Below are 22,636 nucleotides of genomic sequence, written 5' to 3'. Positions count from 1 at the left end.
TACCTTTGGCTCGTTTATGGTACCGCTAGCACATTGTATTCGGTTTTTCGCATACATTTGGCTCGTTTACCTACCGTCGGCACTGTGTGTTCGGTTTTTCGCATACATTTGGCTCGTTTACCTACCTTCGGCACTTTGTGTTCGGTTTTTCGCATACATTTGGCTCGTTCAGCTTGCCGGCGGCACATTGTATTCGATTTTTCGCATACATTTGGCTCGTTCAGCTTGCCAGCTGCACATTGTGTTCGGTTTTTCGCATACATTTGGTTCGTTTACCTACCGTCGGCACTTTGTGTTCGGTTATTCGCATACATTTGGCTCGTTTACCTGCAGGCTGGACATTGTGTTCGGTTTTCCATTCACATTCTCACGATGGCCTTCATCTTCAAACCAATTCCGGACTTTGTAGCGTACCAATATATTCATAGTAAATGATCCGCTGAGATGAACCTCTTGCCACCGGGCGAAATTTACCTTTATCCACCAGCTGACGGCAGTATTTAATGATCGTCATCGTGTGCAATTCCAGCTCTCTTGCGGCATCAGCCGGGCGAAGGACACGATGGTGCCGAATGGCTGCCCGCATCAGATCGCGCTCGATTCTGGAATAGGCTCTTTCAGTCGTTGTCTTCGCAGACTTGTCTGCTAACAAATAAGAAAAGAGAATGTTCCGCAGCGCGGAGAGAATAAAGGATGGATTTTCTTTTAGCTCATCCAGCGAAATATAGAGCACCGTGCAGTCTTGAGACTGTAGAAAAAGCCCGCGGTTCAAGTCCATCCGGTATTTGCTACGATCCGTTCCATGTGAGCCATAGTCCATGATCTCAAATGCAATACGCGAGGCTCCGATCTCCCACAAAATATCCACAAAATAAGATCTGCCGCGCCAGTCCTTAACTTCATATTCTGGGTGCAATCCTTGAAAATGTCCGGCTAGAGGCCACCACACCCTCTCGACAAACAAGCGGTTTCCGTAACCATGACCGCGTTTAAGTGCATCGAGCCGCTCTCCCTTCCTTTGTCTAAGATGATTACATAACCATTCATTATGCTCCCTCTCGAAACCCATTACTTATCCCTCGCTCTGCAACGAAATATGTTTCTAATCATACAAAACCCCGCCTCTATTCCAAAAGGAAAGGAGACGGGGCATTCTTTGCCTCGTTTGGTTTTATATATACATAGTGTGCCACATTATCCATAGAATGCACAATAAGAATTCGGCAGGATCATTCAAAACAATTAATAATTTCACTATTCATACATTTTCATATCGCATATTTCATCTTATCCACCTTCGGGTTTACTTTTCATTTTCATCAGCTGGCCGCCCGAGGGTATTATCGCTGGAGGAGACTGGAGAAGGCCGGATATACGGATATACAACGGTATGCAGTAAGTTAAGTGATTGGGTTTCGGGTTTCGAATGGGGATTACGGTTGCTCTCGAGGAAGATTAGAGTTAAAAGCACGTGCATGATATCTGATTAAACGATTATATGTAAGAGAAGCAACTGTCAGCATACTGGAGTATCCGGCCGCACTTCTGCGAAATGGACCGCTGAGGACTCCCGTTCCATTCTGAGTAGTGCTCACCCTATCTGAGGACGGTTGGTCCGCGTTGGGTTCGACCAGGGTTTTCTGTATAATGGTAAACGTTACGTCGGATGTGATGTTAAATGCACGAAATGCCAAGTAAACAAAGTCCATCTGGCGTTTGAAACCATGAATCGGAAAGGATGAAGTAAATTGAGTTATACAGAACTGCTGGAACGGAAGAGCGAAATCTTGAAGAAAACGGTCGAGAACTGGGTTTTGAAAGAAAATCGCGACGGACTGAACCTTCAAGAGGCTCATATTTACCAGAACATACTCAAGGAATTTCATCAGAACGAACATGAATTGAATGGGGTACGAGATGAGGAAGCAGTTAAGCGTCAGGACAACGGATCCACGGAAAAAGAAGACGCTGTAACAGCTCGCAAACATGCGGCGCAAACGGCTTGATCTCAGAGGACGTACGCGTAAGAATATGAGAGGCTGCCCGGGAATTTTGGGCAGCTTTTTACGTACAATCCGTTCGCCGCCGGCCTCCGAAGCAAACGCTCTAAAATCCAAATGTTCGTATAATCCAGCAACCTGAGGATATCGCTCTATGACGCTAACATTGTCTGTGCCAAGTAAACCATTGGAGTACAGAGCCAGCTCCTGTGCGTCACGACTGCCCGAATGTGCTGCCGGCACTGGAGTTGGCCCTATACCTTACACTGGAGTTTCTCAGATGGGTTCGAAATCAACAGTAGTTTGTACTGTTAAGGTTACAGTTCAGCACATACTTATCTATTCTAGTAGGTATTATCGCCTGATGAAACTACCAGCCTTCTGGACAATCCTTCCTCTAGTTGTATATAGTGTATAACGGAAGTGGCACTTAGTTAGCAAGGTACTAGGAGGAGAAATACGAAATGGCAAATATATTGGTAGTAGAAGATGAACGAGCGATCAATGATTTAATTACAATGAATCTCAAGCTGGTTGGTCATACATATAGCAAGGCTTACCGTGGAGCGGAGGTTTTCGAAATTCTGGAACGTGAAAAGACAGATTTGATTCTGCTGGATGTTATGCTTCCGGAGCTGGATGGTTTTGAGGTGATGCAACGGATTGCACATATGCAGGTTCCAGTGATTTTGATCACCGCCAAGAATTCTTTGGCTGACCGCATTAAAGGCTTCGAGCTGGGCGCGGATGATTATATCATTAAACCTTTTGAAATCCTTGAATTGCTGGCAAGAATCAATGTAGTCCTGCGCAGGGGTGAAAAAGGCACATCCAGCTTCATTTGCGATAATGTTGAGGTGCGTTACCTGGAACGGCAAGTTTTAGTAGATCAGACACCGGTTGATTTGACCGTTAGGGAATTCGAGCTGCTTGAGGTATTAATTCGTAACCGGAATATTGCATTGTCGAGAGAAAAGCTGCTGGAATTGGCATGGGGCTATGATTTTGAAGGCGACACCCGCACCGTGGATGTCCACATCCGTCAGCTACGTAAAAAGTTGGGTTGGGAAGAACGGATCAAAACCATTTTCAAGCTAGGCTACCGCCTGGAAGTTCAGAGCTGATCATGAGATTCTGGCATAAGATTCTGCTGTCGGTACTCGCTCTCTTTATTGCCGCTCTGGATGTAAGTGTCATTATGGTGATGAAAAAAAGCTGGCAGCTAAACATGGACAGTGAAATGCAGAGAGCATCCAGTGAACAATTGTTAATCGCCAACAATATTTATGAGAACCTTAATTCTATCCAAGCGCGGGGAACAGCATTGACCCCTATTCTACTAGTCAGCGTCTCTGAGTCCTATGGCGATTACTACCGTAAGCAGGGAATCTATTTGCAGCTATGGGAGAATGACCGAATCATTTACCCTCCCCAAAAAGGACAGTTCGGGAAATCTATTTTTGGAAAAGGCGCTCAGCCTGAATCCTCAGACGAACGCTCTATTCAGCTCTCCACTCAGCTTCCTGCTCCTTACCAGCATTTGCTGCTTGTCTATCAGCGTGATATCAGCGAGCTCTTCAACAAGCAACAGGAACTGAACCGCTTTTTTATAATGATTAATTGGATCGTAGGCCCCGTTCTGCTGCTGCTTCTTTATCTTCTAATCCGGCATCTAAGCAAACCGCTAAAGCTCCTGTCAGAGACCAGTAAAACGATCGCCGAAGGCGACTATACGAAACGGGTGCAGCTTCGCAGCAAAGATGAATTTGGTGAGCTGGCCCTGAACTTCAACCGGATGGCGGAGGCCGTGGAGCAGAGGGTTACCGAACTCTCGGACATGGCTGAAGAGAAACAAAGGATGGTGGATAATTTGGCTCACGAGTTGCGTACGCCTCTGACCAGCATGCAGGGGTTCGCCGAGTTTCTGACCACGGCCAATATTGGACAGGAAGAACAGCAAACTGCGGGTGGCTATATTCTTAGTGAAACCCTTCGTCTCAAAAATCTGGCCTTCAAGTTGCTGGATTTATCTGTCCTCCGACATCAACCGTTGGCACTTCAGCAGGTGGATATTTCAGAACTATTTCAAGCTATCCAACAGACGGAGCACCCAAAATTGACGGATGCTGGCATAAGATTTCATATCCAACATACGATTTCAAATGTCTGGGGAGATCCCGATTTACTTGCTTCATTATTGGTAAATCTGGTTGAGAATGCGATTCACGCCTCCAAGCAAGGCAGCGAAATCCACATGCTGGCCTATGAGCTGGATGGAGAAGCTGTGCTAGAAATCCGTGATACGGGAACCGGAATCACAACAGAGATGGCTAAACGTGTGTTTGAACCGTTCTACCGGGGAGATCAGGCTCGTTCACGTGAATATGGCGGCGCAGGCCTAGGATTATCCCTATGTCGGCAAATTGCTGAAGCGCATAATGCTAGACTGTCCTTAAACTCTGTCCTCGGCGAGGGAACTAGCATCAGACTCTTTTTACAACTCTATAACAACTGCCCTCCTACTCCATAACATCCTTGGATTAAGGTTAGGAAGATTCATCATCATCCGATCCCAATGGAGGTTAAGTTAAATGAAGAACAACAAGATTTCCGCTACACTCGCTGTACTCTTGGTCTCAGGAAGCGTGCTGGCGGTAAGCGCAATGATTGTCCCAGGATTTGTGAATACCACAGTCGCCAAGAGCATTTCTGCAGTACAAGCCCCGGGCAATCCAACCTTGACTAGCAGCAAGGCATCCGTACTAAAAGTGGAAGCAGAAAAAGCAAAAACTACGTTATCCGACCTGAACAAAGAGCTGCAGCAGTTGATGACTCAAGAAGAATTGCAGCAAATTTATGATTTTGCGGACAAGACTGATAATGAGATCACCGAGAGCAGGCCGATGACCGAGGATGAAATGAACCGGAGGCTGATATTGCAAGACCAGTATTTGTATGACGGTCTCCGTCCCAAACAGCCACTTCCGCTAAAGCCGGGACAAGCAGAGCATTATTGGGACTTGGACAAAAACAGGATCGTTTATCCAAATCGAACATTGACTGACGAGGAACTCTTAGAAACTACTGACTGGTACTACCGGATGGACTATGCCATGTCCAAACGGAACATTGTAACTCCGCTGGATTCCAAAGATTTGAGTCAGACCGATGCCGTCGCCCTTGCCACTACAAGTGTAAAGAAGCTATTTGGTGCTGACGTCTCCAAACTGGAAGTATACGCCAATTTAAACGAAATATTATTGTTTAGTAGAAAATCCTGGATGATTACATTCGCTCCTTATAAAGCTGACACCTTAAGAGCACAGGGTAAGGAATTCTGGCAATATACCGTAATCGTTGATTATCCTACCCGGACGGTAGTGGATACGACTGCCGCTAATTTCACTCTGAAAAGAACCCCGATTAGTGATGAAGCTGCCATCGCTGTCCAAAAGGATGCCACCTGGATTAACGAGGCTACAAAAATAATTACAGACAGACAAGGTGAAACCCGAAAAATCGCCATGGCTTCCCTGACAGACACTGACGTAAATAATAAGCGCGGCATGGTAGCGGTCAAAATGTTGCTCGAAGACGGCAGCAGTTATACTGCAGAGTTACGCTACCCAGATCAGACTCTTCGGTGCCTCATCTATGAAGAAGCAGAAGCTGCCAAATAGGATTATTCTAGCAGTTCATCTCGTAAGGGGGGGGTACCATGGTTCAGGTGTAAGTGCCTGCCCGAATGTGCTCGCGCTCGGAAAAGCTGGGTTTAGGAATGTGAAGTTGTACGCGGGTAGTTGGAGTGACTGGATTTCGTATGAGGAGAACCCAGTGGCTACTGGGAAAGACTAAATACGAAGAGCCCGCGTCCTGCACGGGCTCTTCGTGCTGGGATTGTACCTTTGTTGGATTAGTACAGTGTAATGGGAATATTTCCAATAGCTCAGGATTCTACATCGTCGAAAGTATAGCTACTGTTACTCGGCCAGATGTACGAGTGACTTAGACTTTGCCGATCCCTAAGACGGACGAGTAGGAGTCGTACGGCTTGTTACCGCATGTCGATGTAAGCTGAAAAGGCGAGGCTCTTTCTCCCCTTTCGATGGGTATTCATGCACTTCGACTTCTAATTCAGATCTGAGGTAAGAGGTACAAAACTTTCAGATTCTTAGCAAAGTCCCCTTTTTGTATTATGAGATTTAAAGGTGCCCCTAAATGTTTGAACCCATTACAAAATCCATGATTTTTTAATAAATTCACTCAATCAACAAAGAGCTAACTTCAATTTATGTCGGTTATCATTCTTAATAATTTGCATGGTGATCGCAGCGAAAGTCAGACGTTTGTCTGTTGTTATTGTCTTTGGCTTATGAATCACCCCTCTCAAAATGGGTACAAAAAAGCCGCCAAAGGATGGCGGCAACAAACCTATACATAAAATAAGATTTTAAAATCTAAAAATCCAAACGGACAAGATATAGATAAATTTATTTAGGGCATCATTGCTTCGTTTAGACCTTTCGGTGTATCCCGATCAAGAGATAGGACAATTCGGTAATAGCTCATTGTCCGAACACAACGGCATCGATGTTAAACGTCGGTTCAGGCGCTAGTATTGGTTCTTGTGTTGGTTCTTGTGTTGGTTCTTGTGTTGGCTCTTGTGTTGGTTCTTCTGTTGGTTCTTGTGTTGGTTCTTGTGTTGGCTCTTGTGTTGGTTCTTCTGTTGGCTCTTGTGTTGGTCCTTGTGTTGGCTCTTGTGTTGGTCCTTGTGTTGGTTCAGTCGTCGGTGTTGCTGTTGGTTCTTGTGTTGGTTCTGGTGTTGGTGTTGGTTCTGGTGTTGGTGTTGGTGTTGGTGTTGGTGTTGGTGTTGGTGTTGGTGTTGGTGTTGGTGTTGGTGTTGGTGTTGGTGTTGGTGTTGGTGTTGGTGTTGGTGTTGGTGTTGGTGTTGGTGTTGGTGTTGGTGTTGGTGTTGGTGTTGGTGTTGGTGTTGCTGTTGGTGTTGGTGTTGGTGTTGGTGTTGTCAGCGCTACATACTGTTGTTTGGCTTCATACGCTCCTGTAAGGAGCAGATCGCGCGTTGCATTCGTTTTTCCACCGAAAGTTCCATTAGTACCTGCAGGTAACAATTTCAATAATAATGCCTCTGCGACATAACCTTGCGCCCAATTGGATACCGTTACATCGGTTCCTGTTAGGGCTTTTGCCTCTGTATCTTTTCCTAACATTCTAACCAAGAATGTAGCTAATTGTTCTTTTGTCACCTTGCCGGCCGGATCGAATATACCTTCTCCATAGCCATCTGTAATTCCGGATTTTTTAAGTGCTTCTATGTAAGGTAGTGCATATCCATTGGCGGCGTCATCAGCTTTAACATCTGAGAAACTGGACGTCTTCAACGAAGTCTCGACTTTAAGACCCGTGATCAACGCGGCAACCTTGGCAAACTGTGCACGGTTCATTTCATCTTTTATCCCGAATGTCGTATCGGTTACGCCGTCAAATATACCTGCCGAAATCATGGCATCGAATTTGGCTTTCGTCGCAGCATCCAGATCCTTTAGGTCAGTAAAATCGGCAGAGGTCTTCACCGCCGTTTGCGCAAGGCTAATAGAACTGTTTAAACATAGGATTAAAGCGATCGCAGTACTTACAATTTTCTTCATTTCTTCTACCACTCCCTTTTTTGGACTTATTAGACTCTTAATTCATAATTGCATAATATACCAGAAAAAAGTTTAAATAAAGAGGAAAAAAATTAAACAATAAAAAAATTCATTTTATCTACATTAAAAGGATAAATCAGTATACACTTAATCTTTTTAGAAAATAAATGGTTTCTCTTCAACTTGGCTTGCAGCAAGTCCTTCCCGAACATGTACTCTTTATTGTTCAGTCTGCTTAGCTCATATAAATGCATCGAAACGCCGGGTATCAGAGATTGTGCCTGCCAAAACGAAGCTTCATTTGCCTTGCATGCTCACTATGCACGAAGTTTACTAGATCAGATTTTTACAACTTTCTTCCCCCGCCTGCGGTTGAACATCGTTAGTACCGAAGCATCCATTAGTTGCAGCAAAATCCCAAATGATTCGAAGCCGATTATAAGGCTCGACATGTGTCACGGTCAGAATGAGACCCCCGACAAGAAGACCGGGTACAAAAAAGTTCGACTGTACGCAGGAAGCTGGAGTGATTGGATTTCGTATATCAGGAATCCGATAGCCATTGGTTAAGAATAAACATGAAGAGTCTGCGCTTGGCGCAGGCTTTTTGTGTTTAAGTTATGGTGTATATGCGCATTTTGGGTTATATCCTGCTGGTCCGTCCCTGCTCGAACAGCTCCTGCTACAATTTCCATGGTGGATGCATTGCCCATGAACCGAATCTCCTGACTCCAATTGGTTCACTATAGACAGCTCATCGCCAAAACTTCAAATCTATCGTATTATGGACAGGCGGTTATTCCCTCAGATTACAGAAAGGAAATACTTCTGATGATTCTCTACATTCACCGCAAGGATCTGCGGACTAGCGATCTTCCGGTCTTTGAGGCTATACGTTCTTCTGGCTCTCGCAGCCTTCATCTGTTGATTTTGGAGCCTTTTCTACTGCGAAAACAACGCTATCTTGAGCATAGCGGGGTAAACTTTCTGACGCAGGTCTCAAGACTTCAGCAGGAATACGCCACTGAGGGCAAGCAGCTACATATTCTTTATGGCGAGCCTGATATTATTGTCAAGAGGCTGAGCGAAACCTACCCAATACAGGAATTGATGGTCCATGCCGATTACACCCCTTATGCATTAAAAAGAGACATGAGCCTGCGTGATACATCGGCTGCACTCGGCATCCGTTTCAAAATTTTTCACGACAGCATGCTCTGTGATCTGGAAGATTTCATGGATTGGTGCGGGCGTCGAGAGCCCTTCAAGGTATTCACACCGTTCTACCGCCGCTGGCGCAGCTACTTGGCAGAGCGCTTTCATCCGCCTTATTCTTCGACCTTGGCTGATCTGTCAACGGCTACACTGGACGACAAGATTGCCGAAGATTTCAAGATTCCTGAGGAGATTAAACTTCAGTTTGAAAAGCTAGTGCCTTCAAGAAAGAAGATGGATGTAAACGATACTCTTGAGCAATTTATAGACTTGCATTTACGGGATTATCACGTGAACCGTGACAGGTATGCACAGGAGGGCACCAGCCAGATCAGCCGGTACCTCAATACGGGTACCATTTCAGCACGTACTGTGTATACTCGGCTGGCGGAAGAAGAAACCGGCGGGGAAGAATGGCTGCGACAGCTGGCCTGGCGGGATTTCTATCTGTATCAAGCCCGGCTCGATGCTAATTTCTTCAGCTATGAGAAGGTGTATGATTTGAGCATGCTAGGTACGAAATACTTTGAGGCTTGGTCTTCGGGCAGAACTGGCATTCCTGTAATCGATGCCGCCATGACCCAACTGAACACAACCGGATGGATGCCGAACCGGCTGCGAATGATTACCGCAATGTTTCTCACCAAAAATCTGGGCTGTCCATTTATTTACGGAGAGCGTTACTTCAGGCTGAAGCTGGGCGATTATGATAATGCGCTGAACCGTGGCGGCTGGCTGTGGAGCTCCTCGCTCGGATTCGATGCCTCCCCTTACTTCAGGATCATGAATCCGGTAACCCAGTCCCAGACTCATGACCCGAGCGGAGATTATATACGCACCTGGCTGCCGGAGCTGGCAGTTTTGTCCGATAAAGCTATCCATCTGCCTAGACCATATGCCATCGTTGATCTTAAGCAGTCACGGGCGCTGGCGATTGAGGTGTATAAAGAAATCCTGAACAGCAAGGGAGCGGCGGTTCATCCTAATCACGGAAATGAGCTATAGCCTGCATGCGCTTCCCTGCTCTTCTTGCAATATTACTAGAATTTCTGCTGTTCCTGCAGACAGCTGGACTAAATCTACGGACAGCAGTTTTGTCTGTTCATGAAGTACCCGGGATTCATCGGTACCCTCCAGATAACGGGTGACAAAATGAAGAAAGACATCGATTTTTCTCAGCAGCATCAACACTGGAATCGCGTTAATTTCGGCTGGGGTGAGGCGGATACTACGGCTGAAGCCCCGGCAGAAATCACGAATCATCTTCTTCTCCTCCGCATGCCCAAGCAGTCCGGATAGAATAACCGCTAACTCCATGACCCGCAAATCATATGTACAGAACTCAAAATCAAGCAGCGAGGATACCTGCCCCGGGTCTTTTATATTTACCAAAAGATTAGAGGCATTCAAGTCACCATGTACCAGTTGGTGAGGCAGTCCCTCCAGTTCAGTCAGCGAACCTGTAATATTTCTATAAGCTCTGTAGAGCATCACTAGCTCAGCCCCCAGATCCTTAAAAGGTTCCGGCGGACTCAGGCACAGTTCCCGGATGACCTCTGTACTGCATAACGGATAGGACGACCGCAATTCATAATATGGCCGGTACACCGGAGTAAGGCCGGGATCAATAGCTGACAGCACTTCAGATAAAACACCCGTTACCTCTCCAAAGGATTCTAGGTAAGAAACCTCTTCCTCCACAGGTGATTCTCCATCAATATATCGGAACAAGCAAGCGAATTTACCATTCTCCCCTAACTGAATCATAGTTTCACCGGTAGTTGTTAGAATAGGAACAGGTACTTTGAAAGGTAAAGCTCGTGTTCCAAGTTGCTGAAGCACAGCATGCTCGAATTCAATCTTGTTTCTGTCCTTATGTGTATCATATATGCGAAGGACTGCACATTTACCGCTATTTTCCACAAAAAAAGTGGTGTTGTTCCACCCCCCGCTCCGCTTCCGCAGCGTTCCGCTCCATTCCGGCCAGGCTTGACTTACTATAGCTTCCATATCGTATGCCTCCTCTCATCTGTCTATCAACTCATAGGCAATTGTAAAAGCAGCTTATGCGTGTGTCAAATCCCCTAACTCGGATTCAGGAGCCTGCATGTACCTCTTGTACTTTACCTCTATAATGATGCTATTCAATCTCAGTGCAACGGATGGGATTGAATAGGAGCTACCGGCTCCAAACGCTGGCTGCCGGCAAGGTTATATGAACCGGAGCAGAGCATAGTGGAGTTACCGGTTTACGCTTGGTAAACCTGAGGCTGGCGTTATGCCTACAGACTAGAGCATATTCCGGAGGTTGAGATTATCGTATATTGTGGTTCAGGTGTAAGTACTTGCCATAATGTTAATGTGCTAGCGCTAGGAAAAGCCATATATAAGAATGTGAAGTAGTATACGGGACTGGTTGATGAGTAAGATACCTCAAAAACTTGCAAAAAATAGATCACAGAGTACCTAGAGGTATCCACCCGATAGCAACCGATTTACGTTTTGATAGTCTCTTTCATTTGCCAAAATTGCTTTTAATAGAACATTTTGGTAGATTGAATCCAGGAACTTGTTAAGCGACTGATCAGCGCAAATATTGTGCAAAACTAAGCGTATTGCTATCGAGGGGAGATCAGATTTCTATGAATATAGCCGTCAAATTGATGCAAAAATTCAAAGACCGCGATACCCAGAATAAGCTGAAAGTTTATCAGGACAAAGTGGAGCTCATCAGAAAACGGAATTTGGAAGCATGGGACGATGGGAAGCTTCAAGCGGAATCCCTCCGGCTACAAAAAGAAGCAAAATCAGGTACACCTTTGGATGAGCTGCTTATCGCTGCTTATGCGTTAGTATGTGAGGCAGCGAAGAGAAAGCTTGGATTAAATCCTTACGATGTCCAGATCATGGCTGCCATCGCTCTGCACGAGAGATTCTTGATCGAGCAGCATACCGGTGAAGGAAAAACACTTTCTGCTGTTATGCCTGCATATCTAAATGCACTGACTGGCAAAGGTATTCATGTGCTGACTTTTAACGATTATTTAGCCAAGCGCGATGCGGAATGGATGGGCCCGATCTATCGTTTCCTCGGATTAACGGTAAACTCGGTTCAAGCGGGTATGAGCCTGTCCGAGAAACAGGAAGCATACGCCAAGGATATAACCTATGTTACGGCAAAAGAAGCGGGATTCGATTACTTACGCGATACAATTGCACTAAACGAAGCCGATACCGTGCATCGTCCTTTCCACTACGTCATCGTGGACGAAGCGGATTCGCTGCTTCTCGACGAAGCACGGGTGCCGCTGGTCATCAGCGGAGATATGCCCTCTTCCAGGAGCGACGGCTTTCGTTTCGCAGAAGTGGCTCGGCAGCTTAATAGAGATGAACATTACGACTTCGACGAGTTCCAGCGGAACGTTTACTTAAATGAAACAGGCGCTGCGCATGCGGAATTGATGCTGGGATGCGGCAATTTATACGATAGCCATAACAGTCATTTGCTGACTTCTTTAAATTGCGCGCTGCATGCGGAATCGTTATTAAAGAAAGACATAGATTACATCGTCCGGGACGGAAAAATCGAGCTGATCGAAGAGTATACCGGCCGGGTGGCGGAGAACCGGTATTTGCCGGACGGGCTGCAAGCCGCGCTTACGGCAAAAGAAGGGCTGTACTCCATAGCCGGCGGGAAAATTCTCGGGACGATCACCATTCAACACTTCATTAGCCTGTATCCGCAGATTTGCGGAATGACGGCTACCGCTCATGCTTCCGCAATGGACTTCGAAGATATTTATGCGCTCCAGGTGCTGCAAATTCCACCGAACCGGCCAAACATTCGAATCGACCATCTGCACCGGATTTACACCCATAAAGATGCCAAGCTTAAGGCACTTGTACAAGAAATCTCATCCGTCCATAGGACGGGACGTCCAATTCTCATTGGTACGTCAAGTGTCGAGGAGTCTGCCATGCTGGCCGAGGCGCTAGCGGTTGCAGGCGTATCTTGCCATGTTCTAAATGCGAAAAACGACGCAGAAGAAGCCGACATCATCGCCAAAGCGGGAGAAATCGGTGCAGTGACTGTGTCTACGAATATGGCGGGACGCGGGGTCGACATCCGGCTCGGCGGCGGCGACCCTGCGCAAGCAGAGGTAATCGCCAAGCTGGGCGGGTTGTACGTAATTGCCACCCATGTGAACGAAAGCGTGCGGATCGACGACCAGTTGCGCGGGCGTTCCGGTCGCCAAGGCGACCCGGGAGCTTCCGTTTTTTATGTAAGCTTGGAGGACGAGTTACTGCTTCGCTTCGGCATCCATAAAGCAGTTCGCGCTCCCAGGCAGGATGAGGCTCTTGAAGAGACGGGGCTCAGCAGCAAGATCACAAGTACTCAGCGTATTGTTATGGGCCAAAACTTCGATATCCACAAGGAACTGAACTGTTATTCGGATATGGTGGAGGATCAGAGGCGAATTCTATACGCGGAGCGGCTCCGAATTTTGAAAGGCGAGCAGCCGTTGAGCCCAGCGGAGCAGAGGGTACGGCTTTTTTATATCGACGAATTCTGGGCTGACCATCTTGCATACGTTTCTTATCTTCGCGAAGGCATTCACTTGGAGAGCCTTGCCAGCCGCAATCCAATCGACGAATTTCATGCGCAAATCACTGAAGCCTACGAGCAAATTACTTCTAAAATAGATATCGCGTCGGAAAATATGCTTGAAAAGCTCGGAGGTTCGAATGATCCGGCAGAGTGGGAAAAGTTCGGCCTGAAAAGCCCTGCTTCCACCCGGACTTATATTATCAACGATCAATACCTGCAGAATAAGCGAACCTCATGGACCGGAACTACCGTATTTGCTTATTGGCTTCGCACGGTTGCGAGGCCGATATTCAAGCTGTCAAAATATTGATGCAACGAAGAGGTAGTTAGCCGCTACTCCTCTAGCTCATCCAGCTTTGCTTCCAATTCAGCCAGCCTGCGATTCGCTTGATCCAATATCTCCTGTTGTTCTGCGGCTTTTGCTCGTTTTATTTCTTTTTTGACAGCCTCAATCTGCTGTTCCAAAAAGACGATTTCAGCTTCATTTCCTGAGTTGTTCCAGATCTGTGAATAAGTCATAACCAACCTCCTTTTTCAAATTAAGAGAAGCTTCCACAAAGTTCATTTGAACTTCAGGAGAGCTTCTTTTTTCTCTACACATGGGTCCCAAGTTCACAATTCTAAGCAAAATCCTGCTATTGTGATGTTTCCTTTATTATCGGCATCCCTGCTTCTACCAAACGCTTGTTACGAATGAAGAAAACGGACAATATCACAATAAACAATCCTGTTCCAACAAGAAGCCACTCAATCTCAATTACATCCGCAAGAGGACCAAATATCAGCATTCCGATGGGCATCATGGAAGTCGATATCATACCAAAGACTCCGAATATGCGTCCCATGTAATCCGGATCTACCTTCTCTTGTAGCATTACGGTTGTCGGTGTATTAAAGACGGGCATAGCTACGCCGAAAATAGCCATCATAACCAAGTAGATCCAAAAAACAGGTACAATACCTAAAGCTAACGTGCATACACCCATAATTAAGCTAGCAAAAGTCATCGTATATACTTTGTTTCGAAATCCGCCCCATGAAGCAATAATTGCTCCGCCAGCCATCATACCGATAGAAAAAGCAATTTCAATGGCTGTTAATCGCCAATAATCATCTCCGAAGCTGCGTGTCACTTGTAGCGGTGTTAAAAATGCAGCCGGTGCCATCAATACAAAGAAAAAGGCGAAAAAAATGAAAAAGGTTTTGAGAAAGCTATGGTTTTTAATATAGCTTAAACCCTGTTTAAAATCGTCCAAATAGCTTGTCGTTTGTTTATCCGTCGCTTTTTTATGCAACGGTATTTTCAAAAAGAAAAATAATGTAAAGATCGCTATCGCTGCTGTGATAACATCGATAAAGAAAATGACCTCAATGGTTGCCAATGAAAGCAATGACGCGCTAACGATAGGTGCAACAAACATCATTAGTGCTTGAAGACTTCCGTTAATCCCATTTACTTTCGTCAGCTTATCCTCTGGTACAATTTGAGGTAATATTGCCCCAACCGCAGGCGATTGAACCCCAGCTCCGAGCGCACGAACTGCAGCAATGGCGAACAACAACCATATCTCATCATAACCAAGCAAAAATGTAATGGCTAAAACCAGTGTAACAAAGGCAATCATGGCATCTGCTATCATAATAAGATATTTCCGGTTGAAACGGTCCGCCCATACACCTGCAAACGGTGATAATAAAAAGGTAGGAATGAATCCACAAATAATAAATAATGTCATCATCATACCTGATTTTGTTGTAAGCGTAACGTACCACATAATAGCATATTGAACTAAAGCAGAACCGAATAACGAAAATGTCTGACTACTTAAAAAGATAATTATATCCCGTTTCCAATGTTTTTTGTTTTGTGCTTCGGTTGGTATCACTATAACTTACTCCCCCATTTTAAAAAAATATCATTCATTCCCCATTCGCCTATTAAAATTAATTACCAAATCCGGCACTTCTAATTCTATGTACAAAAATTTTATATAAATCACATTTCTAGAATAGCACAGAAATATTCACCCCACCATTCAGCCAGCACTTTAAAAATAGCCTGTGCACACAAAGAGCCGGTATCCCCCTCTTTCGAGAAGCCACCGGCTCTTTTTTACGTCTATTTCATTCTCCGTTTATACACTCGCATAGCCGTAGCCCAGAAAAACGCAAGTATTGCTAAACTCCATAATACCGCCACAAGCGTAGTTTTATCTGCCGTTCCTCCAAGTAAAAGAGAACGAATGCTCTCGATAAGCGGTGTCATGGGCTGATATTCCGCGAATAAGCGGATAGCCGAAGGCATGCTGTCGGTCGGCGCAAAGGCAGAGCTAACGAATAAAAGCAACATCAAAATGTAAGAAAATACGCCTGCTCCTTCGAATGATTTAGCAAGCAAGCCGAAGGTGACGGCAATCCAAGTAAACGCAAGTACGCTAAGCAATAAAATACCAATGGCTAATGCCCAACCGAGCACATCCGCTTTTGGCCGAAATCCCATTCCGAAGGCAACAAGGAAAATGGCAAGCAATGAAATGACGTTAAAAACTAATGAAGCAACCACATGTCCGCCTAGAATAGAAGCTTTTGCAATCGGCATGGAGTGGAAACGCTCGAAAATGCCTTTCGTGAGATCGTTATTGATACGAAGTGAAGAATAAGCCACGCCACTGGCAATGCAAAAGAGCAATATTCCGGGCACAATATAATTGATATAGCTTACATCACCAGTGTTCATCGCTCCGCCAAAGATGTAAACAAAGAGCAGCATGATCATGATCGGCATGGCGATGACGGTAATAATCGTGTCGATGCTACGTGTGGAATGGCGAATGACACGCCCACTCATGACAGCAGTATCGCTTAGAAAATGAATGAATTTCATCGGGAGTCCTCCTTTTTGCTAGTGACGATCGCGAGAAAGACATCCTCAAGCGAGGGCAGCTTCTGGGCAAACTCAGCAATTTCTATGTCAGCTTCCGCCGCTTTCGTTAGCAGTCGCATCATCTGTCTCGTACTTCCGTCTGTAATGACGGAGAGCGTGAGATTGTTCGAATCTGAGGTCGCGTTAAATTCCTTTAACAGATCTTGTGCTTGATTTAGTGTTGTTTCATTGTCAAATCGAAGCTCGATATGACCCTTAGGCAATCTATTTTTAAGTTCCGCCGGACTGCCGCTTGCCACGATATGACCTTCGTGTAGGATCGCGATTTGATCGGCTAGATGGTCGGCTTCCTCTAAATACTGCGTCGTTAAAAAAACAGTAACACCCGATCTCGCTAGATCCTTGATCATATCCCACATAGCAAGACGGGCTTGCGGGTCAAGTCCGGTGGTTGGTTCATCGAGAAAAATGACCGAAGGGTTACCCAATAAGCTCATGGCCAAATCCAAGCGCCGACACATCCCTCCAGAATAAGTGGAGATTCGGCGATCCGCAGCATCAAGCAAGTCAAAGCGACGCAACAACTCCTCGGCTTGTTTATCAGGGTCGGGCAAATGGCGGAGTTTAGCCATCATTCGCAAGTTCTCGCGGCCAGTCAGGATATAATCTGCGGTGACGCTTTGTCCTGTCAGGCTAATTTCCTTACGTACTTGCTCTGGTTGCTTGGTTACGTCGTCTCCATTAATCTTCGCAATTCCGTTGTCTGGCTGGAGCAGAGTGGAAAGAATTTTGATCATAGTGGTTTTACCCGCACCGTTGGACCCGAGAAGTGCAAAGGTTGAACCTTTCTGCACAGTGAAGTCCACCCCTCGGAGCACTTCCACCTTCTTATAGGATTTCTTCAGGCCTATTACTTCAATTGCCAAATTATTCGATGTCATCCTATTTCCCTCCTATCTGCCTAGTTTTTTATGAATGGACTCATTCATTTTAGCTCGCATTTTCCCTGTCCAAGTCTGAGCAGCAACGCCTTCGAGCAAACCATCGCAAAACGCCATAACATCATTTCCTACGATCTCTAGAACATCTCTGCCTTCGGCAGCTCCCAACTCAAACATGTCAAGTATTTCGGGGAACAGATTGATAACGCTGGAATCGGAAGTTGAAAAGTTCAGCATGTATTGCGATGCGATATTGTAAACTTCACGGTAGTCGTTAGGAAGCGCTTTTGAACGTTTTACGCACTCTTTATACGCTCTTTTTTGATCACGCAAATCTTTATACTTAGTTAATATGGTCTTATACACGGCTATCCTCCTTAAGTTGTGTAAGTCTTGTCGTTACATATCCCCATTTCTCCCAGAACATGGACAGTTCACGCAATCCAGCTTCATTCAGACTATAAAATTTCCTTGGCGGTCCTATTTCGGACGGTTTTTTCTCGGTATCAACGAGTTTATTTTTTTCTAGCCGTATCAAGATGGTGTATACCGTTCCTTCAACAACATCTTCGAAACCGAGTGCATTAAGCGTTTTTACGATTTCGTATCCATAGGTTTCTTTCCGGCTGATGATTTCAAGTACGCAGCCTTCCAAAACTCCTTTCAGCATTTCTGTTAGGTTATCCATTTAAATCCTCCAATGCTACTCTGTATTGCTTAGTACCACTATATAGTATCACCGAGTAGCTGAATTGTAAATAGGAGGAAAAGCGGATTGCTGAAAATAAATACGACAGTAGCAGGGACTGGATTTGGTGTGAGTGGAAAGCATTCGCTTTAAGTCAGTAACAATAAAGAAAGCCCGTGCTGGGCACGGGCTTTCTTTATTGTTACAAGGTTCTTCGACATCGACATAACTATTTATACGGGTCAGCAATTTCTTCCCATTGACCGGTGAAAACATCCACTTTTATCGTGAACTCCCTGCCGCTTTGCCTAACATTACTGAACAAATAACCATCTCCAATAAAGCCGGAAATCCAATCGTCATCTATTGGCTCGAAGCCTTCTGTATCAAAGATTGGCTGAAGTAACTTATACAGCTCCTTCTTGTATTCCGTACCGTTAGATATGTCCCACAGATCTATCGCTTCTCGATTCACAAGGCTTCTCACTGGACTGCCAGAAGTTGTATCATGAACCGTACCGGTAAGCGGATTAATTTTATAGCTAAGGCCTTCCCCTACGCCATTCGGTGGATCCATAAAATTAATCGTGTATTGATCGCCTTTTTTACCAAAGGTCCAACCGCTAGCTGGAAGCTTTTTTTCCAGCAAGGACTTAATATCCTGTTCACTGAGCGGAGGAGAAATAAACGAGCCATAGTACATCTGTACACTCTCAATGGTCAGTTCCTTGCCGTAAACGACAATAACTTCAAGCGGAAACTCAGAGATGGATGCTGCACCTGCCAAACGGGCTACAATACGGTCCCCTTCCAGCTCATACGAAACTACGGCACCAAATCCAATCTTCTCGCCCCAAGCCCCCTCAGTGTAATCATACACTTTAGTCAAATGCTTTCCGTCTAGTTCAGCGGATACGTAGGTGTGGTTATTCCGGTGTGTAATGGAAGATTTCAGCCTCTGATTTAGCGTCTCGACCGGGTCCTCTACCACAAGCTCTTCCAGAGTGACAGGCTGGAGCACATGAATCTCACTCATTGAGAGCCCTGTTCCAGTGCCGGTAGTAATACGAATAAAGATTTCTTTAGTACCATCCCCGTTAAGATCGGCTTCTTCAATGGAAGGAGGCCGTGATTCATCTTCACCGGCATTCCACAAAAACGTTCGGTTAACTTCACCGCGTACATCTACCGTGACTTCATGCAAAAGTGCATGCTCAGCCGTGGGCTTTGCAGTTACAGTAATTCCGTTCTTCTCCGCTAATAGCGTTCCTTTGGGATCGATTACAGTTGTATCTTTAGCCTGAGAAGCTGACGGGATAACAACACTCTTCTCCGGGGCTGATGTAGAACTCAGCTTTGCCCCAGTCAAGGTACAGCCACTTAAGACCATAATTACTGCTAACCCTAACACCGTGTTTTGTGCTGTGATCTTTTTATGCCTGGTGATCATGGTTATCCTTCTTTTCATTTCCTTTTTGCTGCTTGAAATGCCGGCTGCACCAGCCACTCGGATGGGATCGGTCAATGTTTCCAATAGTTTAAGAAGAGTCCGTGCGTAGTCTTTGTGGTGCTCCGATGCAAGATGCTTTAAAGCCAGCGCATCACAAGCGACCTCTTGATCCCGTTTCATTTGGCTAACCGCATACCAAAGCAACGGATTGAACCAATGCAGGGCCAGCAGCAGTCCTGTCGGCAGATTCAGCGAAATATCACGACGTTTCACATGCGCCAGCTCATGCAGAAATATATGACGCAGCTCGTTTGCCTCCAGCGTGTACAACATGGCTGTCGGCAGCAGCAGCTTGGGGCGCATAACACCAAGTAGTGTGGGCACAGCAATCTGCTTCGTCTCGACCAGTTTCACTGAGCGCCTTACCTTCATCTCTCGTTTGCACATTTCGAATAACCGCAGGATATCTGCGGAACGGATCTCCGGTTCCCCTCGAACCCGTGCCGTGAATCGCAGCTGTTCACGAACCGACAGACTTATCATTACCACGGCTCCGCTAAGCCATATCAGAACCAGTAAATGTATCGACGTCCAGCCTGCATTTGATGTCTCAGAAGGAGCGTAGATTTCCGTAGTCACCAGTGTCATACTCTCCGATTTCTCAGCTTGCTTTGAAGTTCCTGTTCCTGTTTTTTCAGCGACCGTGGTTGAGTCCACCTCTTGAGTATTCATCCCGGACACAGGTAAATCACCTACATTCGTCTGCACAGAAGGAATATAGAAAGTCTGGGCTGATTCTGTCTCCAGCGGCAACAAATTAAAAATGCTGAATGCACTTTCCGGTGTCCAAGGGACGGCTAACCTCACGATCAGCGGTATCCACAGAAGATACGTCCAGGTCGGTTTCAATCGATTCTTGAACAAGAAACGGGTTACCAGGATCAGCAACACCAGGACGCTCGCCATAGCGGATAGTGACAATATCTTAACGAACAGATTGTATGCAGCTTCCAGCAAGCGACTCAGTCCTTTCGCTCATCCAAAATTCTCTTCAATTCTTCAATATCTTCTCGGGACAGCTTCTCATCCTGTAAAAAGTTGACTAGCATCGGACGCAGCGTTCCACCGTAAATCCGCTTCAGAAAAGATTGTGTTTCCGATTGGACACATTCCTCTTCCCGCACCAGAGGATAATACGAATACACCCTTCCTGTCTGGTTGTAACCGATAGCCCCTTTCTCCGTCAGACGCTTTATCAACGTCCGCACCGTTTTTGGGTTCCAGTCCCGGCTGCCCTCCAAAGCTTCAACAATCTCTCCTGCTGTGTGCGGGGCTCCAGTCCACAGCACCTTCATTACTTCCCACTCGGCATCCGAGATTTTTGGAATTTCCGTAGACATCATCCTATCCGCCTTTCTTTCTACCGTATGACTACACTTGTAATCCAATGTCAAAAATATACAAGTAAGTCTCGTTTATGTCAACCTTAAAAAGTCACGAGAGGGACACTTCCCGTTCGAACAGCTGTGATTCGCTCGATCCATAGTGCAGAGCATAATATTAGGGGAAATAATTGTGAATATCCTTTTTGTATAGTTTAAATTAAGGTTGGCCCCTTCACTGACTCGGTGTATGGACAATGTACAAGAAGAATTATGATTACGTACATTAAAAATATTAATACAGCTCTCCAAAGAGGTGGAACGTGTGCCTATTAAAAATGGTAATCAATACATCGAACGAATCGATCGGCAAAATATCAATATCTGGTACAAAGGAACGCGTATAGAAGGGCCCTTATCCAAACATCCTGCATTTCAAGGCCTCATACAAACACAAGCCGAAATGTACAACATGCAGTGTGACGAACGTTATTTAGCACAGATGACCTACCCTTCGCCTGATACTGGAGAGCTTGTTGGTCTATCTTTCCTCCCGCCCAAAAGTGTTGAAGATTTAGAACGTCGAAGAAAAATGATTGAACTCTGGTCGAGCAGACATCACGGTTTTTTAGGACGTTCCCCAGATTATATGAACACGGCGATCATGTCTCTGTTCACTGCTGCCGATATCCTTGAGGATCTTAATCCGAAATACGCTGAGAACCTCAGGAAATACTATGCCTACTGCCGAGATCATGACATTACATTATCCCATGCCTTCATCCAGCCTCAAGCGAGTAAAATATCCGGTCAAATTGATGCTACTGAGGATTCTATTGCAGCTAAAGTTGTAGAAATCAATGATGAAGGGATGGTTGTAACCGGTGCTTTTATGATGGCAACACAAGGGGCTACATGCGATGAAATGCTTGTATTCCCCACTCCTTCACCATCTCTTGTGGATGATGATAATCCCTTTGCGTTTGCCTTTGCAGTGCCTAATGATTTACCTGGGATGACTTTTGTTTGCCGTGAAAGTTACGCAGCCACATCTACCTACGACCATCCGTTAAGTTCAAGATATGAAGAAATGGATACGCTTGTTATATTTGACCGCGTGCTTATCCCTCATGATCGAATATTTTATTACGGCGATGAGGTTTACTGCGCCCGATTGTTTAGCGAGAGTCACTTTCATACGCATATGGCCCACCAAATCGTTACCCGCTATATTGCTAAAACTGAGTTCTTTCTCGGTGTGCTAGAATCTTTGGCAGAAGAACAAAATGCTGTCCTCGAGCCCTACACTCTCCTGCCGATTTCCAGAATAATAACATTTCTAGAAACATTCAAAGCATTAAGACTTGCTTCTGAATTAGGGGCATCCCATGATCGTTTTGGATATCTCGTACCTGATAAAGGCCCACTACTGGCTTCAACCATTCACTTTTCAGAGCTTTATCCAAAGATGATTGAGATGGTTCAAAATCTCAGTTCAAGCGGTCTCATCATGATCACCTCAGAATCCGACTTCACTTCAAATGCCGGTTCGTATCTCCATCAGTATTTGAAGGGTAATGTCTCGGATGCATGGTATCGAAATGCCTTATTCCGGCTCGCATGGGAACTAGGAGCGGGTGCATTCGGCGGTCGTCAAACCCAGTTTGAACGGTTATTTTTCGGAAATTCAGAAACAATGGCCTGGCGTATGTACAACAGCTATGATAATCACGAATACTTCCGTCAGATTATTCACGAATTCATTCATCAATAGATCTAATTGAGCTTGTGTTTATTCTTC

General features: G+C 45.5%; 19 protein-coding genes and 3 pseudogenes. 10 read left to right on the top strand and 12 right to left on the bottom strand.

Annotated features, from left to right (window positions below):
- Positions 1 to 385: 385 nt before the first annotated feature.
- Entirely contained in the window at positions 386 to 1,069 is a 684-nt protein-coding gene (locus NSU15_RS13400; protein ID WP_339290801.1) for a hypothetical protein, read from the bottom strand.
- Positions 1,070 to 1,748: 679 nt separating this feature from the next.
- Here NSU15_RS13400 and NSU15_RS13395 point away from each other — a divergent pair.
- The 5 genes and pseudogenes from NSU15_RS13395 to NSU15_RS13375 form a co-directional block, all read left to right on the top strand.
- On the top strand, positions 1,749 to 2,006 hold the full coding sequence (locus NSU15_RS13395) for a hypothetical protein (protein WP_076118249.1): 258 nt from the start codon (positions 1,749 to 1,751) through the stop codon (positions 2,004 to 2,006).
- 458 nt (positions 2,007 to 2,464) lie between these two features.
- Positions 2,465 to 3,124, top strand: coding sequence for a response regulator transcription factor (locus NSU15_RS13390; protein ID WP_042127161.1), 660 nt, complete (start codon positions 2,465 to 2,467; stop codon positions 3,122 to 3,124).
- 2 nt (positions 3,125 to 3,126) lie between these two features.
- Positions 3,127 to 4,530, top strand: a complete 1,404-nt coding sequence (locus NSU15_RS13385; RefSeq protein WP_339290798.1) for a HAMP domain-containing sensor histidine kinase — start codon at positions 3,127 to 3,129, stop codon at positions 4,528 to 4,530.
- A 61-nt stretch (positions 4,531 to 4,591) separates the two neighbouring features.
- A complete protein-coding gene (locus NSU15_RS13380; protein WP_042127156.1) occupies positions 4,592 to 5,680 on the top strand; it encodes a hypothetical protein in 1,089 nt (362 codons plus the stop codon).
- A 34-nt stretch (positions 5,681 to 5,714) separates the two neighbouring features.
- A pseudogene (locus NSU15_RS13375) lies at positions 5,715 to 5,855 on the top strand (sulfurtransferase); the annotation flags it as partial.
- A gap of 710 nt (positions 5,856 to 6,565) precedes the next feature.
- Here the strand turns inward: NSU15_RS13375 and NSU15_RS13370 are convergent.
- Entirely contained in the window at positions 6,566 to 7,666 is a 1,101-nt protein-coding gene (locus NSU15_RS13370) for an S-layer homology domain-containing protein (protein WP_339290796.1), read from the bottom strand.
- Positions 7,667 to 8,146: 480 nt separating this feature from the next.
- Between NSU15_RS13370 and NSU15_RS13365 the strand changes: the two are divergent.
- Positions 8,147 to 8,236, top strand: a pseudogene (locus NSU15_RS13365) (sulfurtransferase); the annotation flags it as partial.
- Here the strand turns inward: NSU15_RS13365 and NSU15_RS13360 are convergent.
- Positions 8,233 to 8,379, bottom strand: a complete 147-nt coding sequence (locus NSU15_RS13360) for a hypothetical protein (RefSeq protein WP_156114792.1) — start codon at positions 8,377 to 8,379, stop codon at positions 8,233 to 8,235. The pseudogene NSU15_RS13365 and the gene NSU15_RS13360 overlap by 4 nt on opposite strands.
- A 118-nt stretch (positions 8,380 to 8,497) precedes the next feature.
- Between NSU15_RS13360 and NSU15_RS13355 the strand changes: the two genes are divergently transcribed.
- Positions 8,498 to 9,886: a deoxyribodipyrimidine photo-lyase gene (locus NSU15_RS13355; protein WP_339290793.1), complete on the top strand. Its 1,389-nt coding sequence runs from the start codon at positions 8,498 to 8,500 to the stop codon at positions 9,884 to 9,886.
- On the opposite strand, the gene NSU15_RS13350 is transcribed toward NSU15_RS13355, so the two are convergent.
- Positions 9,881 to 10,891: a phosphotransferase gene (locus NSU15_RS13350; protein ID WP_339290791.1), complete on the bottom strand. Its 1,011-nt coding sequence runs from the start codon at positions 10,889 to 10,891 to the stop codon at positions 9,881 to 9,883. The two genes, NSU15_RS13355 and NSU15_RS13350, sit on opposite strands and share 6 nt — an antisense overlap.
- Positions 10,892 to 11,185: 294 nt before the next feature.
- On the opposite strand from NSU15_RS13350, the pseudogene NSU15_RS13345 reads away from it, so the two are divergent.
- Both NSU15_RS13345 and NSU15_RS13340 read left to right on the top strand, forming a co-directional pair.
- Positions 11,186 to 11,281: pseudogene (locus NSU15_RS13345) on the top strand (sulfurtransferase); the annotation flags it as partial.
- Positions 11,282 to 11,523: 242 nt separating this feature from the next.
- Positions 11,524 to 13,800, top strand: a complete 2,277-nt coding sequence (locus NSU15_RS13340) for a DEAD/DEAH box helicase (RefSeq protein WP_042127149.1) — start codon at positions 11,524 to 11,526, stop codon at positions 13,798 to 13,800.
- 23 nt (positions 13,801 to 13,823) lie between these two features.
- Here NSU15_RS13340 and NSU15_RS13335 read toward each other — a convergent pair whose 3' ends face one another.
- From NSU15_RS13335 to NSU15_RS13300, 8 genes are all read right to left on the bottom strand, one after another.
- A complete protein-coding gene (locus tag NSU15_RS13335) occupies positions 13,824 to 14,009 on the bottom strand; it encodes a hypothetical protein (RefSeq protein WP_042127148.1) in 186 nt (61 codons plus the stop codon).
- Positions 14,010 to 14,125: 116 nt separating this feature from the next.
- Entirely contained in the window at positions 14,126 to 15,373 is a 1,248-nt protein-coding gene (locus NSU15_RS13330) for an MFS transporter (RefSeq protein WP_339291344.1), read from the bottom strand.
- Positions 15,374 to 15,609: 236 nt separating this feature from the next.
- Entirely contained in the window at positions 15,610 to 16,374 is a 765-nt protein-coding gene (locus tag NSU15_RS13325) for an ABC transporter permease (protein WP_042127146.1), read from the bottom strand.
- The gene (locus tag NSU15_RS13320; RefSeq protein ID WP_042127144.1) at positions 16,371 to 17,315 is read right to left on the bottom strand and encodes a daunorubicin resistance protein DrrA family ABC transporter ATP-binding protein; all 945 of its coding nucleotides are present in this window, start codon (positions 17,313 to 17,315) and stop codon (positions 16,371 to 16,373) included. The genes NSU15_RS13325 and NSU15_RS13320 overlap by 4 nt, the downstream gene beginning before the upstream one ends.
- A gap of 12 nt (positions 17,316 to 17,327) precedes the next feature.
- The gene (locus tag NSU15_RS13315; protein WP_170880381.1) at positions 17,328 to 17,681 is read right to left on the bottom strand and encodes a DUF1048 domain-containing protein; all 354 of its coding nucleotides are present in this window, start codon (positions 17,679 to 17,681) and stop codon (positions 17,328 to 17,330) included.
- On the bottom strand, positions 17,674 to 18,003 hold the full coding sequence (locus NSU15_RS13310; protein ID WP_042127142.1) for a PadR family transcriptional regulator: 330 nt from the start codon (positions 18,001 to 18,003) through the stop codon (positions 17,674 to 17,676). Before NSU15_RS13310 ends, NSU15_RS13315 begins: the two co-directional genes overlap by 8 nt.
- Positions 18,004 to 18,232: 229 nt before the next feature.
- The gene (locus tag NSU15_RS13305; RefSeq protein ID WP_339290789.1) at positions 18,233 to 20,470 is read right to left on the bottom strand and encodes a M56 family metallopeptidase; all 2,238 of its coding nucleotides are present in this window, start codon (positions 20,468 to 20,470) and stop codon (positions 18,233 to 18,235) included.
- 5 nt (positions 20,471 to 20,475) lie between these two features.
- Positions 20,476 to 20,856: a BlaI/MecI/CopY family transcriptional regulator gene (locus NSU15_RS13300; RefSeq protein ID WP_339290787.1), complete on the bottom strand. Its 381-nt coding sequence runs from the start codon at positions 20,854 to 20,856 to the stop codon at positions 20,476 to 20,478.
- Between the two features lie 304 nt (positions 20,857 to 21,160).
- On the opposite strand from NSU15_RS13300, the gene NSU15_RS13295 reads away from it, so the two are divergent.
- Positions 21,161 to 22,609, top strand: coding sequence for a 4-hydroxyphenylacetate 3-hydroxylase N-terminal domain-containing protein (locus NSU15_RS13295; protein ID WP_339290786.1), 1,449 nt, complete (start codon positions 21,161 to 21,163; stop codon positions 22,607 to 22,609).
- The last annotated feature ends 27 nt before the right edge of the window (positions 22,610 to 22,636 follow it).

It is taken from the genome of Paenibacillus sp. FSL E2-0201 (assembly GCF_037963325.1).
Taxonomy (GTDB): Bacteria; Bacillota; Bacilli; order Paenibacillales; family Paenibacillaceae; genus Paenibacillus_AQ.
The sequence above is the reverse complement of the archived record's forward strand: the minus strand, read 5'-3'. Positions and strand labels throughout refer to the sequence as shown.

Bases quoted from the DNA above. Each gene is read 5' to 3' on its own strand.
- NSU15_RS13400 (WP_339290801.1), bottom strand. From the start codon at position 1,069: ATGGGTTTCGAGAGGGAGCATAATGAATGGTTATGTAATCATCTTAGA.
- NSU15_RS13390 (WP_042127161.1), top strand. From the start codon at position 2,465: ATGGCAAATATATTGGTAGTAGAAGATGAACGAGCGATCAATGATTTA.
- NSU15_RS13385 (WP_339290798.1), top strand. From the start codon at position 3,127: ATGAGATTCTGGCATAAGATTCTGCTGTCGGTACTCGCTCTCTTTATT.
- NSU15_RS13380 (WP_042127156.1), top strand. From the start codon at position 4,592: ATGAAGAACAACAAGATTTCCGCTACACTCGCTGTACTCTTGGTCTCA.
- NSU15_RS13370 (WP_339290796.1), bottom strand. From the start codon at position 7,666: ATGAAGAAAATTGTAAGTACTGCGATCGCTTTAATCCTATGTTTAAAC.
- NSU15_RS13360 (WP_156114792.1), bottom strand. From the start codon at position 8,379: ATGGGCAATGCATCCACCATGGAAATTGTAGCAGGAGCTGTTCGAGCA.
- NSU15_RS13355 (WP_339290793.1), top strand. From the start codon at position 8,498: ATGATTCTCTACATTCACCGCAAGGATCTGCGGACTAGCGATCTTCCG.
- NSU15_RS13350 (WP_339290791.1), bottom strand. From the start codon at position 10,891: ATGGAAGCTATAGTAAGTCAAGCCTGGCCGGAATGGAGCGGAACGCTG.
- NSU15_RS13340 (WP_042127149.1), top strand. From the start codon at position 11,524: ATGAATATAGCCGTCAAATTGATGCAAAAATTCAAAGACCGCGATACC.
- NSU15_RS13335 (WP_042127148.1), bottom strand. From the start codon at position 14,009: ATGACTTATTCACAGATCTGGAACAACTCAGGAAATGAAGCTGAAATC.
- NSU15_RS13325 (WP_042127146.1), bottom strand. From the start codon at position 16,374: ATGAAATTCATTCATTTTCTAAGCGATACTGCTGTCATGAGTGGGCGT.
- NSU15_RS13320 (WP_042127144.1), bottom strand. From the start codon at position 17,315: ATGACATCGAATAATTTGGCAATTGAAGTAATAGGCCTGAAGAAATCC.
- NSU15_RS13310 (WP_042127142.1), bottom strand. From the start codon at position 18,003: ATGGATAACCTAACAGAAATGCTGAAAGGAGTTTTGGAAGGCTGCGTA.
- NSU15_RS13300 (WP_339290787.1), bottom strand. From the start codon at position 20,856: ATGATGTCTACGGAAATTCCAAAAATCTCGGATGCCGAGTGGGAAGTA.